Here is a 17,510-nt window from a genome sequence, read left to right on the forward strand (position 1 = left end):
GCTGCTAAATTAAATTTCTTGAAAATTGTGTATTTTAGAAGTATGATAATCTTGTAGTGTTATATTTTGGTAATATATTAATAATGGGAGGTTTAATGGATGACTAGAAGTTTGCCTGAACAGTGGTGGAATCAATTATCTTTACCAGTTATCTCAGCACCTATGTTTTTAATATCCGGTCCTGAGTTAGTGAAAGAATGCTGTTTGAATGGGGTGATCGGCTCTTTTCCAGCACCGAATGCGCGTCCGATAGAGGTACTGGATCAATGGATGGGTGACATAAACGACACATTGATTGCAGCAAAGGATAAAGAACCAGGCTCAAAGATTGCTCCATGGGCAATGAATATGGTTGTCCACCGTACATATAGCCGGCTTGAAGAAGAGTTGGAATTGGTCAAAAAGCATCAGCCTCCCATCGTCATTACATCATTAGGTTCACCCAAACATGTGGTGGATGTCGTACATAGCTATGGCGGCTTGGTCTTTTCGGATGTCAGTTCTGTGGATTTTGCAAAAAAAGCTGCGGAGTCAGGTGTGGACGGATTGATCTTGGTTGCCGCGGGAGCCGGTGGTCATGCGGGTGAGATAAATAGCTTTGCTTTCGTGGACAGCGTAAGGACTTTCTGGGACGGAATCATTTTGCTTGCCGGATCCATCAGTACTGGTCACAGTATTTTGGCAGCTCAGGCAGCTGGAGCGGATCTTGCATATATGGGTACACGTTTTATCGTGGCGAAAGAGAGCAGGGCAAATGATGAATATCGTGAAATGCTTGTCGATTGTGATCATGATGACATCATCTTGACTGATGCATTTTCAGGCGTTAATTGTAATATGCTGAAACCGAGCATCAGAAAGGAAGGCATGGACCCGGAACAATTAGCCAAAAAAGAAAAAGTCGATTTTGACAGCATGTCCAAACCATCTGAATCTAAAGCGTGGCGTGATATTTGGTCAGCGGGTCATGGTGTAGGGGCAATTAAAAAAATAGATACCGCTGCCGGCATCATTAAACAATTGGAAAAAGAGTATCAGGAGTCTTTGAAGAAATTGACCGGGCAGGCCGAAAAATTAAAAGGAATTATATCAAAATGATATGAAAGCGCTTTATTAATTATGCTAATATAGCTAACAAAAAGGGTATCCATTATGGATATCCTTTTTTGCTATATAATGTCAGACATAATTCATGATAAGGTCTCAATCAGCTAAAAAGGCAATCAAAATAGGATATAAAGAGAAAAGCAGTAAATATACGAGGTAAGATTGTGAAAAAATATTGATAAAAAGAAGGATAAATGTTATATTATTTTCGTGATACTGACCAAATGAACAATATGGTCAGTAATTATTGATTGTTTAAAAATTATATATATTAAGGTGAAGAAGAATTTAAATTTATATTGCAGAAGCAAATGACTTAATTATGCATTCTTCAATCAGTTTTCACCTAGATAGATTAATAAACGGCATATTCGTCGTATAGGAGGGCTTGGTAGGCGTGTTTAAATCTTTAAAGGGTGAATTTTTAGCCATAATAAAACATCCTATGATACTCATTTCCATAATAGGGATCATACTGATTCCTTTATTATATAGCGGCACGTTCCTGTGGGCATTTTGGGATCCATATGGTAAGGTCGACCAATTGCCTGTTGCCATTGTCAATATGGATGAGGGTGCGGAGTTCAATGAATCGGAACTTACAATAGGAAAAGATTTAGTCAAGGAATTAAAGGAAAAGAAGGATTTCGATTGGCATTTCGTTAGTCAAAAAGAAGCCAATGAAGGTCTTGAAAATCAAGATTATTACATGAAAATAGAAATCCCGAAAAACTTTTCGAAGAATGCAACGACCTTACAGGAGGACAATCCGGAAAAACTTGATTTGATTTATACGTCCAATGAAGGGTTCAACTATATATCGACTAAAATAGGTGACGCAGCTTCGGAGAGAATTAAAGGGGAGGTATCGTCAGCCGTTACGAAAACCTATGCAGAGTCAATGTTCGATAATTTGAACGAAGTGGCTGACGGACTCAAAAGTGCCAGTGATGGAGCTGGGGAATTGAAAGATGGGACAGATACAGTGAAGAACGGATCCAGTGAACTTGGTGAAGGGATTAACTCAGCCAAAGAAGGGTCCAAAAAAGTGGATGAAGGAATTGATTCCCTTCATTCAGGTTCTGTCGAAATCCATGAAAACTTGGAAAAATTAGCTGAAAAATCATTGACCTTTTCGAATGGGGTCGGTTCGGCAGCTGCAGGATCGAAAGAACTCAATCAAGGGTTACAACAGTTCAGCTCTGGTGTTGGACAAATGAAAGATGGGCAATCCGAGCTTTTGCAAGGAGCCAAGAAATCTGAAGCGGGAACTGGTGAATTGGCCTCTGGACTGCAGCAGTCATTAGAGGGCTTCAATCAAATAGAAGAAAAGCTGCCCGCTTTGACTGAGGGAGCAAATGGTGTAGCGGCTGGTGCTGCCCGGCTTTCAGGTTCATTGTCTGATTGGAGCGCAGCATCGAACGAAGCAAAAGCGGGGGCATCTGAAGTGTCGGCAGGATTGGATGAGGTTATTTCCGGATTGAAACAACAATCTGAAGCTGCGGATGATCCTGCAGAAAAAGCGCGTTTGGAGGAAGTGATTTCTTCTCTAACCCGAATCAGTGAAGGTAGTAAAGGAGTTTCTGAAGGAGTAGGGAAACTATCAGCCAGTGCAACTGAAATTGCTAAAGGCTCAAATAGCCTTAGTGATGGTGCAAATCAGTTAGGTGAAGGTACAAGTGCATTAAGCGGAGGTTTCACTCAATTAAAGCAAGCTCAGGATAAACTCGCCAATGGGGCGAATGAACTGAAAAATGGTCAAGGTCAATTGGTGTCTGGTTTGACAACATTTGGCGATAGTATAGATTCCGCTCAGAGTGGGCTAGGACAGTTAACCGAAGGCAGCAATAACTTGGTAAGCGGGCTTGATCAGCTTGAAGATGGCTCCAAGCAATTATCAAGTGGAACCTCACAGCTTTCCGAAGGTTCGAAAGGTCTGGTTACGGGAACGGATAAGTTGAAGGAGGGTTCATCCAGCCTTACTAGCGGTATGGGAGAACTGGCGAATGGTGCCATAAAGTTACAAGATGGAATCGCCAAACTTTCAGATGGATCTGCAGAATTACATGAGGAATTGAATGACGGGGCAAACGAAGCAGGTAAGATAAAATCCAATGAAGAAGTATATGACATGTTTGCAAGCCCAGTTAAAGTGGATAAATTACCAATTAATAATGTACCGAACTATGGAACAAGTTTTGCACCATATTTAATTTCATTAAGTTTATTTATCGGGGCTATCGTTCTGACAATCATTTTCCCGTTAAGAGACCCTGCTGTTAAACCGGCGAGTGGATTTAGCTGGTTTATTAGTAAATACAGCGTCATGGCTCTCATAGGAATCTGTCAAGCCATATTGGTGGACTCGATTTTAATTTTAGGCCTTGGAATCAATGTTACGAGCCTGCCACTATTTTTTGCAGTAAGTATTCTTGCTAGCTGCACATTCATGGCAATCATTCAGTTCCTTGGTTCGGCCTTTGACAATCCTGGCCGGTTCATAGCATTATTGATTTTGATTCTTCAACTGACAAGCAGTGGCGGAACATTCCCAAATGAATTGGTTCCAGGCTTCCTGCAAGGATTCACACCGTTCTTACCGATGACTTACTCTATTAATGCTTTTCGGGCAGTGATTTCAACAGGAGATTATAGCTTCATGTGGCATAATCTTGGCATATTGGCCATATTCCTCGTTGCGGCATTAATATTATCACTTCTTTACTTTATGTATCGGCATAAGAAATTGAACGGCGCATTAAATGAACAACAGGAAAAAGCAACTGTACAATGATCAAAAAACAGCGACCCGTCATGGGTCGCTGTTTTTTGATAAATATCAGGTAATAAGTGAAATGCAGGAAAATAAAAGTGCCCCTAAAATAACACCAATCGTAAAGAAATGTATTCATTTTCTAACGGAATTGGCAACGGTTTGTTTGTGACTAAACATTGGTACAGCCTGAACAATGAAGTAATTATTGAAACGGCTATACCCTTGTCTTTTGAGGTGCAGGTGCATATTTCTTCATCGGATTTTTTGCAATGACATCCTTTAAATAAGGATGGCCAGAAGGACCTGGTTTTCTCATAAGTTCCATTAGATAAGCAATATCGTCCATAGCCCTGTGTGTTTGAAAATTGGTGATATTATGTGCCTGCAGTAATGTTAAGAGTTTACTATTCTCAAATCCATATTGCTTCCAAGGTACATTCCGCATCGTACAGAACCATTTTTGATCATTGATTTCCGGATACATTTGGTAGAGAAAACTTCTATCGAAAGAAGCATTATGTGCGAAAATAGAATCGGTACGGGCAATGAAGGATCTAATTTTTTCATCGTGAAAACTTTTTCCTTCGACGGAGCTGTATGGAATCCCATGAATTCTGTATGCTTGATCATAATTCCTTCTTGCTCCATAGGAGAGAGGCTCCCTCAAAAATGATTCTTGATCAACAAGATTAATGATTTCCCCTGTTTCACTGCTGTATGTAAAGAGTATAAGGGCAAGCTCGATAATTTCATCTGAAGAGGGACGTAAACCAGTTGTTTCTACGTCGAGTACTAAACCTAATCTATTAGTCAATTTTTTTTCCTCCAGTTTGGTTACATTCTTCTATTATAGCTGACATAGAATAGCTATTGAAAGTGTAATGATCGTTTTATGCATGGAACGAATACCGAAGGTATATTGAATGAATGTCAGTTTAACTAAAATAACTGAATCAATACTTGGGCGTCCTACCTCTGAATACATATCTTTCATCAAGTCATAAATGAAAGTGAAGTCAATGGAAGCTTCAATTATACGAACCAAATGATTCGCCGGCGCCAGTTGATCTAAAGTAATCATTTCAAGTTGGTCTCGCTGAATAGAATTATGTTTCGAAAGCATCCTCATCACCTCAAGTATTAATAGTTCTATTTTAAAACAAAAAAGATTATAGGCAAAAGGAGTTCCATCTAAAATTTTAAACATAGTTGATTGGAGCGGGTGTGCGAGACTCCTGCGGGAATAGCGAGTCCAAGGGAGACCACACAGGCGCAAGTGCGCCGAGGAGGCTCCCGGACCGCCCGCGGAAAGCGTGTGCCTGAAGTGGAAATCAACGTCAAAATTTGTAAAGCCAAAAAAGACTGTAGACAAACTCGATTTTCATCGAGTTTGTCTACAGTCTGAGATAGAGATTTTAAGCAATCTCTATCTTTTTTTATCCATTGAAGTTCATAAGCATTGCAAAATGCTTTCCAATTCATGTTCGGCAATTTGTACGAATTCTTCGTTTTTTTGAAGGCTGAAAATGTTCTTGGATTGCTTTATATAGTGCAGTCCTTCTTCAGGTTGTTGAAGATGAACCAGATTTTTACCAGTTAAAAGATGGAGTTCCGCATATAAATATAATGATTCTATCGAATTGCAAATGTTGATCCCTTTAAGAGTATAATTTAATGATTCCTGATAATAATGAAGTTCAGTCAATGTTTGTGCTAATCCATGAATGATCTTCACGATAATGGTACCTTCTTGATTCACATGGGGAATATTCTCGATAAATTCCAGTGCTTCATTGAAGATGGCGATGGCCTCTTCATAATTCTTCGTTTTAAAATGGATGATCCCGATACTATTTAAAACTTCTATTTCCTGTTGATGAAGAATGACTCGTTTACCCATGGTAATATGAATGGCCTCATTCAATAATTCTATAGCCTTTTGTTTGTCATTGTATAAATAAAAAAAGAGATACCTTCATGCCATTTTAAGAATTGATAAAATGATATCGATTTTTCCGGTGCAGTTGCCATTTCTTTTTGGACGATTTCATAGATTGCTTCATAATTACGAGTTCGTTTGTATTTGTTAATCAAAAGTTTTATCGTTTCTATGTAATTATAAATCGGTTCATTTTTGGTAGTGAAGAAATACGGCAGGTCAACTTTAAGTTTATCCGCAAAAAGTGCCAATTCATCAATGGTTGGAGAAGTGATGCTTCTTACATAATCTGACAGGTCATTAGGTTCACATATATCCTTAGCCAGTTCTTCCCTTGTAAGATTTTGTTTTATTCGTAATTCGTTGATAACAGAGCCAACCTCTATTTTCATTACAATTGCCCCTTTGTACCTATATCTAGAATTCTATTTTAACATAATTTAATTTTTATCAGTAAGATAATGAAAGATGGTTCGAAATAACTACTTTACGTGTTTTCCAAGGTATCCCTACAACAAAAATTATGAATTGCGTTTTATTATTGAAGTGAGCAAACTAATATGACGTCTTTTCAATATAAAGTGAGAAAAGTATATATTCACGGATAATAGCAAGCATTAAATTTAAAATATAAGGATAAAAAAAGAGGCGGCAACCTGCCGCCTCTAACGTTATTAATTTCCAATGAATTGCTGGGTCCAATAGTGGGCGTATTTCCCTCCTGTCACATGCCCAATTCCAATATGTGTATAGTTCTTATTCAGGATATTGGCCTTATGTCCGGGGCTGTTCATCCATGATTTCATGACAGCATCCGCACTAGGTTGACCTGCTGCGATATTTTCCCCTGCGTACTCGTAACTGATCCCAAAGGATTTCATCATATCGAAAGGCGATCCATAACTCGGGCTTGTATGATTGAAATAATTATTATCACGCATATCCTCAGATTTCAGAATTGCTACGTTGGAAACGTCTGTATCCATTTCAAGGGGAGAGAGGCCAGCTTTTGAACGTTCTTCGTTAACCAAACTAAGAACCCGCTGTTCAACTGATTGACTTTCTTTTTGATTTACTGTTGTGTTGGATGCCGGAAGATTAATGATTTGTCCGATTCGAATTTGATTTGCATCCTTTATAGCAGAGTTCGTTTTGAGTAATTCGTCAATGCTGACATCATATTCAGAAGCAATTTTCGTTAAGGTATCTCCTTTTGCCACCTCGTATGTATTGGCTCCCATTGCAACTTTTGGAGATAGTAGGGATAGAGACAGTGCTGATAAAATGATGATTTTCTTCATTTTGATTCCTCCTAGTAGAATATCTGGATTGGAAGTATAGTATGCTATAAAAATAGTTTTGTGTAAAATTAGCTCATTAACATTCTTTATTGGAATGGGAAAAAGGTATCGAATAAGAACATACAAAATACGGGTCCATATAACTTGGGAGAGTATATGGTAAATCAAAATCATAGGGCTTTTTGATAAATTGGTAGGATCATTACATGTAGATAAAGAATCATTTTACGTTTGCAGGCCGTGTTTGTCAGGGTAAACAATAAGAACATCAAAACGATATAGTTATATGTAACTAAATATGATTGAACTAATAAATTATCCTAAGGGTGGAACTTGTATGGATTTAAAGGCAGGCAAATTGTTTTGGAAAGATACATTTGAAGCAAAAGAATACCCAATGCTGGAAGAGGATCTTTCATGTGATGTTTGTATAGTGGGGAGTGGTTCATCGGGGGCGCACTGTGCCTATTTTTTGGCAGAGACGGGTCTGGATGTGGTTCTGATCGATAAACGGGATATAAGTGAAGGGAGTACGGTTGCGAATACTGGACTCTTACAGTATTCAAATGATAAAACATTAACATCCCTCATTCATAGTTTTGGAGAAGAAGCTGGGACGCGGCATGTTCTGCGTTGTTTGGACGCCATTCGGATACTTGAAAAAGAGGTTGTTCCAAGTTTAAAGGAAAACCCGGATTTTAAAATTAGAAAAAGCTTATACTATGCATCCAATCCCAAGGATGTTTCTATGCTTAAAGAAGAATATAATAATCTGAAATCCCGCAATTTCCCTGTTGAATATTATACTGAAAAAGAGATTAACCGGAAATTTTCATTTCCGAAAGCAGGAGCGCTGGTTACAGATAATGATGCTGAAATCAATCCTTATAAACATGCACATTTATTGATTGAAAAGGCAGTTTCGAAAGGCGTACGTGTCTATTCAAAAACAAAAATCAATGGGAAGATATTAAAAGAGAATCAAACCCAGTTATTTACCCAAACCGGACATACGATACATGCACAGACGGTCATCTTCGCAACTGGGTATGAAGCCCAAGAAGAGGTGAAGGATAAAAATGCAGTGATTCTCAGTTCGTATGCCATCGCAACCAATCAAATAGCAGATCAAGCTAAATGGCATGATAATATGATGATATGGGAAACGGCACGGCCTTATTTATATGCAAGAAAAACTCCTGACAATCGAATTATCATTGGTGGTCTTGATGAATCGACCGGTTATCTGGATAAAAGGGATTCAATGATTTTGAACAAAAGAGATAAATTATTAAAGCGGCTTGTCAATTTGTTTCCAGAATTAGAGAATCGGATTTCGGCTGATTATTATTGGGGAGCTTTTTTTGGTGAGACCCATGATGGCTTACCGACAATAGGAATGTATCCTGACCATCCTAATTGCTACTTCTTATTGGGTTATGGCGGGAATGGAACGGTTTACAGTGTCATCCTTTCCCAAATCATCAGGGATTTGATTACAAAGGGTGGACATGAGGACTCGGCATTGTACGTTAAGGAAAGGAATTTTTCAAAAAGTATTGTCCATTAAAACAGGTATCTCTTATTCATGAATAGAAATAAGTAGACAGCTGAATATACGGAGGGATTCTTCGATGTGGTTTAAGGAATTGGAAACAGAAAGGCTGCGTTTAATCGAAATAGGTCACCATCATGCTGAGAGTCTATTTGAAATCCTCTCTAAAGATGAAGTGACTAAATATGATGGGATAGAAAGTTTAATTCTATTAGAAGATGCCCGTCGCTTAATCGACTCGTTTAAAAGTGCCTATATAAACAAACGTGGGATGCGATGGGGAGTCATTTTAAAGGATTCAGGCAAATTCATCGGTACCGTTGGCCTGAATCAATTGAGCCTAGCCAACAAACGCGCTGAAATAGGATATGAAATCCATCCTGAATATTGGAGGAAACACCTTGCGTCTGAAGCTGTCGACGAAGTATTGCGCTATTGCTTTGAAGAATTGAAACTACAAAGAATCGCCGCTTTAACTTTCAAGGATAATATTGCATCCAGAAACCTATTGAAGAAATTTGGATTCAAAGAGGAAGGCAGCCTCCGAAGTTATCTATTTCTTCGTGAACAATCGCATGATGCCCTTGTGTTTTCCTTGTTAAGCACAGAGTATTGCCAGTTACGGCAACAAAGTGTTCAGGGATCAAATAGATTTTAGTTTAATATAGAAGATTGCAGCTGGCCCAAGTGCCAGTTTTTTATTTGCAGATGATTTTATATCAGTAATGGACAATATACATATTTTTCATGTTAAAATGGAATGCGAATTCATTTAATCAGTCCGGGTGGACATAAAAAGGAGCAAAATCATTGTGAAGATACTATTTCCGTTGCTTGCGGTCCTAGGCGGCATCACCATTGCCATACAAGGACAAATCAATGGTGGATTAGGGAAAAAAGTGGGGGTCATTGAGGCTTCTTTCATTTCGTTTGGAATCGGGACACTCGCTTTATTATTTATTGTTTTGTTTGCAGGAAATGGAAATATTTCTGCGGTAGCTTCTGTACCAAAATGGCAATTGATAGGCGGACTGTTAGGGGCTATTTATGTCATTGTTATTATATTGGTTGTCCCTCAGATTGGAGTGGCACCTGCATTGGTCGGGGTTATCGCAGGCCAGATACTAATCGGGGCTGTCATTGACCATTTCGGTTTATTTGGAGGGGTACGCATCCCATTGGACGCGAAAAAGGTGGCAGGCATATGTTTACTTTTCGTGTCATTATATTTATTTAATCATAAATGAAGAAGGGTCATTTTCCATTGAAACGACGGGTACATATAGGGGAGAATGAAGGGATATTTCTATTCTACCATAGTTATTAACCGTTATTTGGATATCGATTAAAAAGAACTAAATATTTTAATGAAGTAATGCATTATCCTACTAAAATATATTATTTGAGAGTGGATGGTTTGCTAGGAAGGTGGTCTTAGTAACCAACCTAACATTAATTATTAGAATATTTAGAAATAAATAGACAAGAGAACCTATATGAATACTGATTTAGAGGTGTTTGGAAAAACACCTGGAAGTCGGAAGTCCTTTCAGGTGATCATTTCTATTTACCTAGTATCTAGATCGAATTGATTAGCAATTAATTACTATATTGTGAAAAAGTACTCACTGGTTTATTGATTTTTTGATTTATTCGTAATATACTTAAAATTCAACATCTTTAATTCGAGGTATAGTACCCTTAGCGAGGTTGAAAAGAGGGTGATTTTTAACTAGTAAACTGCATTAATTGCTTTTATAGGTAGAAATACAGATTTATGCAAACGGTTCGCTAGTTGTTTTTTGGTGAATTCCTGCAATGAATGCTTCTAACTTTCCTCGCTGACATTATTTGTACTATACGAAAGATTAATAGGTGTTAGAAGGATAATCTCTTAAATGTGATTATTCTAAGAAAGATTAAAGATGAGGGGGAATATTTTTTGAAAAAGTCTAAATTTTCAGTGCTTGCTCTTCTTATGGCCATCATGCTTATGCTTGCGGCATGCAATGGCGGTTCGAAGGAAACTTCGAATGAAAAAGAAGGTGGCTCGGGTGACTCATCCGGATCAAAGGTATTAAATGTAAACAATTCGAGTGAACCTGGTTCGCTTCACCCTGCAAATGCACAAGGTACTCATGAATCATGGATCCTTGAACATACGTTTGAGGGACTGACAAAGAAAACGGAAGAAGGCAAAATCGTACCTGGTTCTGCAGAATCATGGGAAATCAGTGAAGATGGATTAACTTGGACATTCAAATTGAAAGATGGTTTGAAATGGTCAAATGGAGATCCGCTTACAGCCAATGACTTCGAATATGCTTGGAAATATGCTTTGAAACCGGAAACGGCTGCTGATTATGCTTACCAACTTTATTATCTTAAAGGCGGGGAAGCTTACAACAGTAAGAAAGGGAAGGAAGAGGACGTAGGGGTTAAAGCGACAGACGAACATACATTAGTCGTTACTTTGGAACAGCCTACACCGTATTTCCTTGACTTGACTTCTTTCTATACTTTCTATCCAATCAATAAAAAGGTACAGGAAGAAAATCCAAAATGGGCTTTGGATGCAAAAACTCACGTTTCAAACGGTCCGTTCAAATTAACGGAGTGGAAACATAAAGAAAGCCTGAAAATCGAAAAGAATGAAAATTACTACGATAAAGATAAAATCAAATTGGATGCGGTTAACTTTGCTCTAATTGAAGATGAAAATACAGCATGGCAAATGTATCAGAGTGGCGAATTGGACCTCGCTTATCCACTGCCAGTGGATATTCAAGGTCAAATGGTCAATTCTGATGATAAAGAATTCAAAATGGGCAAAGAACTTGCCGTTTACTATTACAACTTTAATACAGAAGTGAAACCTTTCAATAATGCTAAAGTAAGGAAAGCGCTTTCAATGGCTATCGAGCGTCAAAAAATCACCGAAAATGTTGCTCAAGGCGGACAAAAGCCTGCTTTCGGCGTAGTCCCTCCGGGTATTCCTGATGCATCTGGAGATTTCCAGGAAAATACAGGTAACCTATTTAAGGAAGATGTTACCGAAGCTAAGAAATTGTTAAAAGAAGGACTTGCTGAAGAAGGCATGAAAGAATTACCTGAGTTTTCAATTTTGTATAACACTTTAGATTCACACAAGAAAATTGCTGAAGCGGTTCAAGGAATGTGGCGTGATAACTTAGGTGTTGAAGTGACACTTGAAAATGCAGAATTCCAAGTTAAGCTTGACCGTGAAAAAGCTGGTGACTTTGAAATTTCCCGTGCAGGATGGGTTGGTGACTATGTTGACCCGATGACATTCATGCTTTGGGAAACGGACGGCGCCTATAATGATGCAGGTTGGTCAAACAAAGAATATGATAATTTATTAAAAGAAGCAAAATCTACAATGGATCCAAAAGAACGCATGGATGCTTTGCATAAAGCAGAGAAAGTCATGATTGACGAAATGCCGATCCTTCCGGTTTACTTCTATACAAAACCATATATGGTTAAATCGAATGTTACTGGAGTTTTTGCTCCGATTAACGCTTATCCGAACTTTATTTACGCGGATAAAAAATAATAGAAGGATAATAGTGAAATGGGAGGTATGTCCGATTAAGGACATACCCCATTTTTCAATTGCGAATTTGAATATTTCATGCATTCATTTCCGTTTTCAACTTCTTAGAAAATCGATGATTGGGGTGATTACCATGTTGAGATATACATTAAACCGTTTTAAATGGGCGATTATTACTTTATGGGCTGTTATTACATTAACGTTCATCATAATGCATACGATTCCGGGAAATCCATTTGCAAAAGAAGGAGCCATGCCTCCTGCTGTTTATGAAAACCTTCAAGTCCACTATGGATTGGACAAGCCGTTGTTGACCCAATATGGGAATTATTTATTGGAAGTCGTTCAATTTGATTTTGGTCCTTCATTGAAATCTTCATCCATTTCCGTGAATGATTACATTTTGAAGGGGTTTCCGGTGTCCTTGCACTTAGGGGCACAAGCTTTGGTGATTGCCATCTTCTTTGGCCTCATTTTGGGTGTCGTGGCATCACTGAAAAGAAATAAATGGCCCGACTATTTATCAATGATCATTGCCATCGTAGGGATTTCCGTTCCTAACTTTATCCTGGCGACTATTTTAATCAATTATTTTGCAATTAAATGGAATATATTCCCTGTTGCTACATGGGCGACATGGCAGCATACCATTTTACCATCCATTGCCCTTTCTATGATGCCGCTTGCTTTCATCGCGAGACTGATGCGGACAAGCATGCTTGAAGTAATGGGGCAGGATTACATTTTGACAGCAAAAGCCAAAGGATTGAAACGGAGCGGTGTCATAATCAAACATGCGATTCGGAATGCGTTATTGCCGATTATCACGATTCTGGGCATCCTTACGGCTAATATCGTGACAGGAAGCTTCATCATTGAACGTATTTTTGGTATTCCGGGCATGGGAGATATGTTCGTAAAGGGAATATCCAACAGGGACTACCCGGTGATTCTTGGTTCCACAATTGTGTATAGTGCGGTGCTTATTCTATTGATATTCATTGTTGATGTCGCCTATACGTTGATTGATCCTAGAATTAAAGTGACGGGGGAGAAGAAATAATGGCAGATAAAGTGCATTTAACCGAAGATATGTTCCAACCCGCCGAAGGCAACTTTAAGGAAGCTGAAAAAATAGCAAGACCTACAGTTTCATATTGGTCTGACGTCTGGCGTCGATTTAAAGAAAATAAGCTGGCGATGACTGGATTTGTTCTTATAATCCTCTTGGTCTTGATGGCGATTTTTGGTCCGTACATTAACGGATATACTTATTATGGACAAGATTTCGAGAATAAGAATCTTAGCCCAAATAGCGAGCATTGGTTTGGAACGGATTCATCAGGAAGGGATCTATTTACGCGAGCTTGGTACGGTGCAAGGATATCTTTGTTCATTGGATTGATGGCAGCGCTGATAGACTTTTTAATTGGTGTCCTTTATGGCGGGATTTCTGCCATTCGCGGTGGACGCACGGATAATATCATGATGCGGTTTGCCGAGGTTATCTATGCGATTCCATACCTATTGATGGTTATCTTAATGATGGTCGTATTAAAACCTGGTATTCTGCCGATCATCATTGCGATGTCGATTACGGGGTGGATTCCGATGGCGCGACTGGTACGGGGACAGGTTTTACAACTGAAAGAGAATGAATATATCCATGCTGCAACTATCTCTGGAGCCAATACGAGCTGGACTTTAAGAAAACACATGATTCCTAATACAATGGGACCGATCCTTGTCAATTTAACGTTGACTGTACCTACTGCCATTTTTGCTGAAGCTACACTTAGCTTTTTGGGACTGGGAGTTCCGGCACCTCAGGCAAGCTGGGGAACATTGACAAGTGATGCACTGGGAAGCATTCTGGTAGGGAATTTCTATCAACTGTTAATCCCGGCAATATTGATTTCCTTAACGATGTTCGCGTTCAATGTGGCTGGTGACGGGTTGCAGGATGCCTTAGATCCAAAACTACGGAAATAAATGAGTCCTAACATAATGATTTGATATTACTAGAATAGGAGGGACGATGATGGAGAACCTATTAGAAGTCAACGATTTACAAATCACCTTCCATACTTATGCAGGTAAAGTGCAAGCGGTTCGCGGTGTGAACTTTGGCGTGAAAAAGGGGGAAGCCGTTGCGATTGTTGGGGAGTCCGGATGCGGCAAAAGTGTTACAGCGAAATCTATCATGAGATTATTGGAAACACCCCCGGCAGAGTATGGAAAAGGGTCGATAAACTTTGGCGGTAAAGACCTTCTTAAAATGAGTGAAAAGGAAATGCAGAGGATTCGCGGAAATGAAATCAGCATGATTTTCCAGGATCCGATGACTTCGCTCAATCCAACGACAAAAATCGGCAGCCAGATCATGGAAGGCATTTTAAAGCATAATAAAAATATGTCCCGAAATGATGCATACGAACGGGCGTTGGAAACACTGAAACTAGTAGGTATTCCACAGCCGGAAAAAAGGATGCAGCAATATCCGCATGAGTTTTCAGGTGGTATGCGCCAAAGGGCGATGATAGCGATGGCCCTTGCTTGCGAACCGAAATTACTGATTGCCGATGAACCAACAACTGCATTGGATGTAACGATACAAGCGCAAATTTTGGAACTGATGAAAGATATCCAACGAAGAATGGATACTTCCATCATTTTAATCACTCATGATTTAGGCGTGGTTGCAGAAACTTGTGAACGGGTAGTCGTCATGTATGCAGGCAAGGTTGTTGAGACGGGTACGGTAGAGGCTATATTTTCAAACCCGCAGCATCCTTATACAAGAGGTTTGCTTAAAACGGTGCCAAGGCTGGATATGGAAAAAACGGCTCCGTTGGTTCCGATTATCGGATCACCACCGGATTTATTGGATCCGCCAAAAGGATGCCCATTTTACCCAAGATGTGAATCAGCAATGAAAGTGTGCAAAGACCATGATCCGGAGCTTGAAGTAGTGGAAGAAGGTCAGACAGCCGCATGCTGGCTGCACCACCCGATGGCCAAGGCAGCACAGGTACAAGCACCGACTAATGTATAAAGGAGGAGAACCAATGGTTTCACTGAAAAATAAGGCCGTAAAAGAAAAGACATACAACGAAAATTCTCCTCTTGTTGAAATAAAGAATCTGAAGAAGCATTTTCCTATCGGTTCTCAATCGCTTAAAGCGGTAGACGGTTTGGATCTCAAAATCTATCCAGGGGAAACTGTCGGTCTTGTTGGGGAAAGCGGTTGCGGTAAGTCGACTGCAGGTCGTACAATCACTCGATTATATGAACCGACAGATGGAGAAGTTCTTTTTCAGGGGAAAAATATTTTCGATTACAAACCCGGGGAAATGTCACATATCCGCCGTGAAATACAAATGATTTTCCAAGATCCTTACGCATCCTTGAACCCAAGGATGAAGGTGGAGGAATTGATTGGCGAACCACTTGCCATTCATGGGATATCAAAAGGTAAAGAGCGAAGAAAACGGGTGGAAGACCTGTTAAAGCTGGTTGGTTTAAGTCCGGAACATATCACTCGTTTTCCGCATGAATTCAGTGGCGGACAACGCCAGCGTATTGGAATTGCAAGGGCATTGGCTTTAAATCCTAAATTCATCGTTTGTGATGAACCAATCTCTGCTTTGGATGTTTCGATACAGGCCCAAGTGGTCAACTTATTAAAAGAACTGCAAAAAGAAATGGGATTGACTTATTTATTCATCGCGCATGATTTATCGATGGTCAAGTATATTTCAGATCGCATTTTAGTCATGTACCTTGGAAGAATGATGGAACTTTCGGATAGTGATTCTTTAACGAAAGATCCGCTACACCCATACACACAGGCCTTGCTATCCGCAGTGCCGATACCAGACCCGACTATTAAACGGGAAAGGATCGTCCTTAAAGGCGATGTACCAAGTCCGATCAATCCGCCGAGCGGCTGTGTATTTCGGACGCGCTGTCCTAAGGCGATGGAGATATGCTCCAGTGCTGTACCTGAATGGAAAGAACAAAAACCAGGGCATTTCGTTGCTTGTCATTTATATTGGTAAACAAAAAAACCAGTTGCATTTGCGACTGGTCTTTTTTTACACATTTATGTAAAATATTTTTAGAATAGAAACGATTATCAAATTATTTATCAGCATGTCAAAATAAAAAACTAGGAATCTGAAAATAAAACATATAAAATGTAATTATATGTAAATATAAAATTCTGTTGAATGTTTCAATTTGTGAGAGAAGGAGGGACTGTTATTGTATTCCACGATAACTAGTGAGATCGTCGATCGTGTCATGATTGTTACTCTTAATCGTCCAGAGAGAATGAATGCTTTCAATGAAAAGATGTGTGAGGAGATGATTCGCGCTTTTAATGAAGCGGATGAAAATGATGACGTAAGAGCCGTCATATTAACTGGCGCTGGGGATGCTTTTTGTGCTGGAATGGATTTGGAAAAAGGTGCAGAAACGTTTATGGATCACACTCCTTTGGTTGAATACCGCGATGCAGGAGGAATGTTGTCATTACGGATTTTCGAGATGAAGAAACCTATGATTGCTGCCATTAATGGAGCGGCAGTCGGGATTGGGATAACAATGACTTTGCCCATGGACATTAGAATCGCTTCAACAGATGCAAATATGGGCTTTGTATTTGCGAGGCGGGGGATAACGATGGAGGCATGCAGCGGCTGGTTCTTACCCAGGCTTGTCGGAATGGGCAAAGCTTCCGAATGGATTTTTACCGGCAGGATGATTTCGGCCAGTGAAGCATATGAGGGAAGGTTGGTAAACAAGATCGTCGAGCCAGAAGAATTGATGTCTGCTGCTATGGAAATTGCAACAGACATTGCGGAAAATACATCTTCCGTTTCTGTGACGTTATCCCGGCAATTAATGTGGACCATGCTCGGTGCAAACCATCCTGTTGAATCACACAAAATAGAATCGAAAATGATTCATTGGACCGGAAAACAAGCGGATGCACTAGAAGGGATCGAAGCTTTCCTCGAAAAAAGGAAAGCTGATTTCAAGATGAAAAGCAGTAGTGATATGCCTCCGTTTTATCCTTGGGGAACGGATCGAACATATGAAGTGGATAAGAAATGATTGAATGGAATGGCCCAGGGAAACCAGGGGAAGTGCGTGATAATTTTTACTTTTCGGATAAATTAGGGTTTCTATTCTTAGTGTGTTATACTGGGTTTACCATTTACTAAACTTGTTTCATGTTCCCTATTCCC

General features: G+C 39.5%; 15 protein-coding genes and 1 pseudogene. 11 read left to right on the forward strand and 5 right to left on the reverse strand.

The genetic code is table 11. The features are described 5' to 3' along the window. Positions 1–99: 99 nt before the first annotated feature. Together ACWF5P_RS23175 and ACWF5P_RS23180 are read left to right on the forward strand one after the other, a co-directional pair. Positions 100–1,098, forward strand: coding sequence for an NAD(P)H-dependent flavin oxidoreductase (locus tag ACWF5P_RS23175; RefSeq protein ID WP_137017632.1), 999 nt, complete (start codon positions 100–102; stop codon positions 1,096–1,098). A 406-nt stretch (positions 1,099–1,504) separates the two neighbouring features. Beyond that, positions 1,505–3,901, forward strand: a complete 2,397-nt coding sequence (locus ACWF5P_RS23180) for a YhgE/Pip family protein (protein ID WP_452445342.1) — start codon at positions 1,505–1,507, stop codon at positions 3,899–3,901. A gap of 196 nt (positions 3,902–4,097) precedes the next feature. Here the strand turns inward: ACWF5P_RS23180 and ACWF5P_RS23185 are convergent, their stop codons facing one another. The 5 genes and pseudogenes from ACWF5P_RS23185 to ACWF5P_RS23205 form a co-directional block, all read right to left on the reverse strand. Then, a complete protein-coding gene (locus ACWF5P_RS23185; RefSeq protein ID WP_452445343.1) occupies positions 4,098–4,697 on the reverse strand; it encodes an exonuclease domain-containing protein in 600 nt (199 codons plus the stop codon). 69 nt (positions 4,698–4,766) lie between these two features. Then, positions 4,767–5,006 (reverse strand): annotated as a pseudogene (locus ACWF5P_RS23190) (IS5/IS1182 family transposase); the annotation flags it as partial. A gap of 327 nt (positions 5,007–5,333) precedes the next feature. After that, on the reverse strand, positions 5,334–5,783 hold the full coding sequence (locus ACWF5P_RS23195; RefSeq protein WP_452445344.1) for a tetratricopeptide repeat protein: 450 nt from the start codon (positions 5,781–5,783) through the stop codon (positions 5,334–5,336). Positions 5,784–5,812: 29 nt separating this feature from the next. Beyond that, on the reverse strand, positions 5,813–6,214 hold the full coding sequence (locus ACWF5P_RS23200; protein WP_452445345.1) for a helix-turn-helix domain-containing protein: 402 nt from the start codon (positions 6,212–6,214) through the stop codon (positions 5,813–5,815). Positions 6,215–6,496: 282 nt separating this feature from the next. Further along, a complete protein-coding gene (locus ACWF5P_RS23205) occupies positions 6,497–7,123 on the reverse strand; it encodes a CAP domain-containing protein (RefSeq protein WP_101225430.1) in 627 nt (208 codons plus the stop codon). Between the two features lie 337 nt (positions 7,124–7,460). On the opposite strand from ACWF5P_RS23205, the gene ACWF5P_RS23210 reads away from it, so the two are divergent. The 9 genes from ACWF5P_RS23210 (at position 7,461) to ACWF5P_RS23250 (ending at position 17,376) form a co-directional block, all read left to right on the forward strand. After that, the gene (locus tag ACWF5P_RS23210) at positions 7,461–8,693 is read left to right on the forward strand and encodes an FAD-dependent oxidoreductase (RefSeq protein ID WP_434167034.1); all 1,233 of its coding nucleotides are present in this window, start codon (positions 7,461–7,463) and stop codon (positions 8,691–8,693) included. Positions 8,694–8,757: 64 nt separating this feature from the next. Continuing rightward, positions 8,758–9,336: a GNAT family N-acetyltransferase gene (locus ACWF5P_RS23215; protein WP_452445346.1), complete on the forward strand. Its 579-nt coding sequence runs from the start codon at positions 8,758–8,760 to the stop codon at positions 9,334–9,336. A gap of 154 nt (positions 9,337–9,490) precedes the next feature. Beyond that, positions 9,491–9,925 (forward strand): DMT family transporter, encoded by a 435-nt coding sequence (locus ACWF5P_RS23220; protein ID WP_137017639.1) that lies wholly within the window; start codon positions 9,491–9,493, stop codon positions 9,923–9,925. Positions 9,926–10,620: 695 nt separating this feature from the next. Next, positions 10,621–12,255, forward strand: a complete 1,635-nt coding sequence (locus ACWF5P_RS23225) for a peptide ABC transporter substrate-binding protein (RefSeq protein WP_230175882.1) — start codon at positions 10,621–10,623, stop codon at positions 12,253–12,255. Positions 12,256–12,388: 133 nt separating this feature from the next. Then, positions 12,389–13,318 (forward strand): ABC transporter permease subunit, encoded by a 930-nt coding sequence (locus ACWF5P_RS23230; protein ID WP_434167032.1) that lies wholly within the window; start codon positions 12,389–12,391, stop codon positions 13,316–13,318. Beyond that, the gene (locus ACWF5P_RS23235; RefSeq protein WP_101225426.1) at positions 13,318–14,247 is read left to right on the forward strand and encodes an ABC transporter permease; all 930 of its coding nucleotides are present in this window, start codon (positions 13,318–13,320) and stop codon (positions 14,245–14,247) included. Before ACWF5P_RS23230 ends, ACWF5P_RS23235 begins: the two co-directional genes overlap by 1 nt. A 49-nt stretch (positions 14,248–14,296) precedes the next feature. Next, positions 14,297–15,310: an ABC transporter ATP-binding protein gene (locus tag ACWF5P_RS23240; RefSeq protein WP_034307038.1), complete on the forward strand. Its 1,014-nt coding sequence runs from the start codon at positions 14,297–14,299 to the stop codon at positions 15,308–15,310. Between the two features lie 13 nt (positions 15,311–15,323). Then, positions 15,324–16,316 carry an ABC transporter ATP-binding protein gene (locus ACWF5P_RS23245; protein WP_048679436.1) on the forward strand — a complete coding sequence of 331 codons (993 nt, stop codon included), beginning with the start codon at positions 15,324–15,326 and terminating at the stop codon, positions 16,314–16,316. A 205-nt stretch (positions 16,317–16,521) separates the two neighbouring features. After that, positions 16,522–17,376 carry a crotonase/enoyl-CoA hydratase family protein gene (locus ACWF5P_RS23250; protein ID WP_202190653.1) on the forward strand — a complete coding sequence of 285 codons (855 nt, stop codon included), beginning with the start codon at positions 16,522–16,524 and terminating at the stop codon, positions 17,374–17,376. Positions 17,377–17,510 lie beyond the last annotated feature (134 nt).

This window comes from Peribacillus sp. NPDC055009 (genome assembly GCF_053608705.1).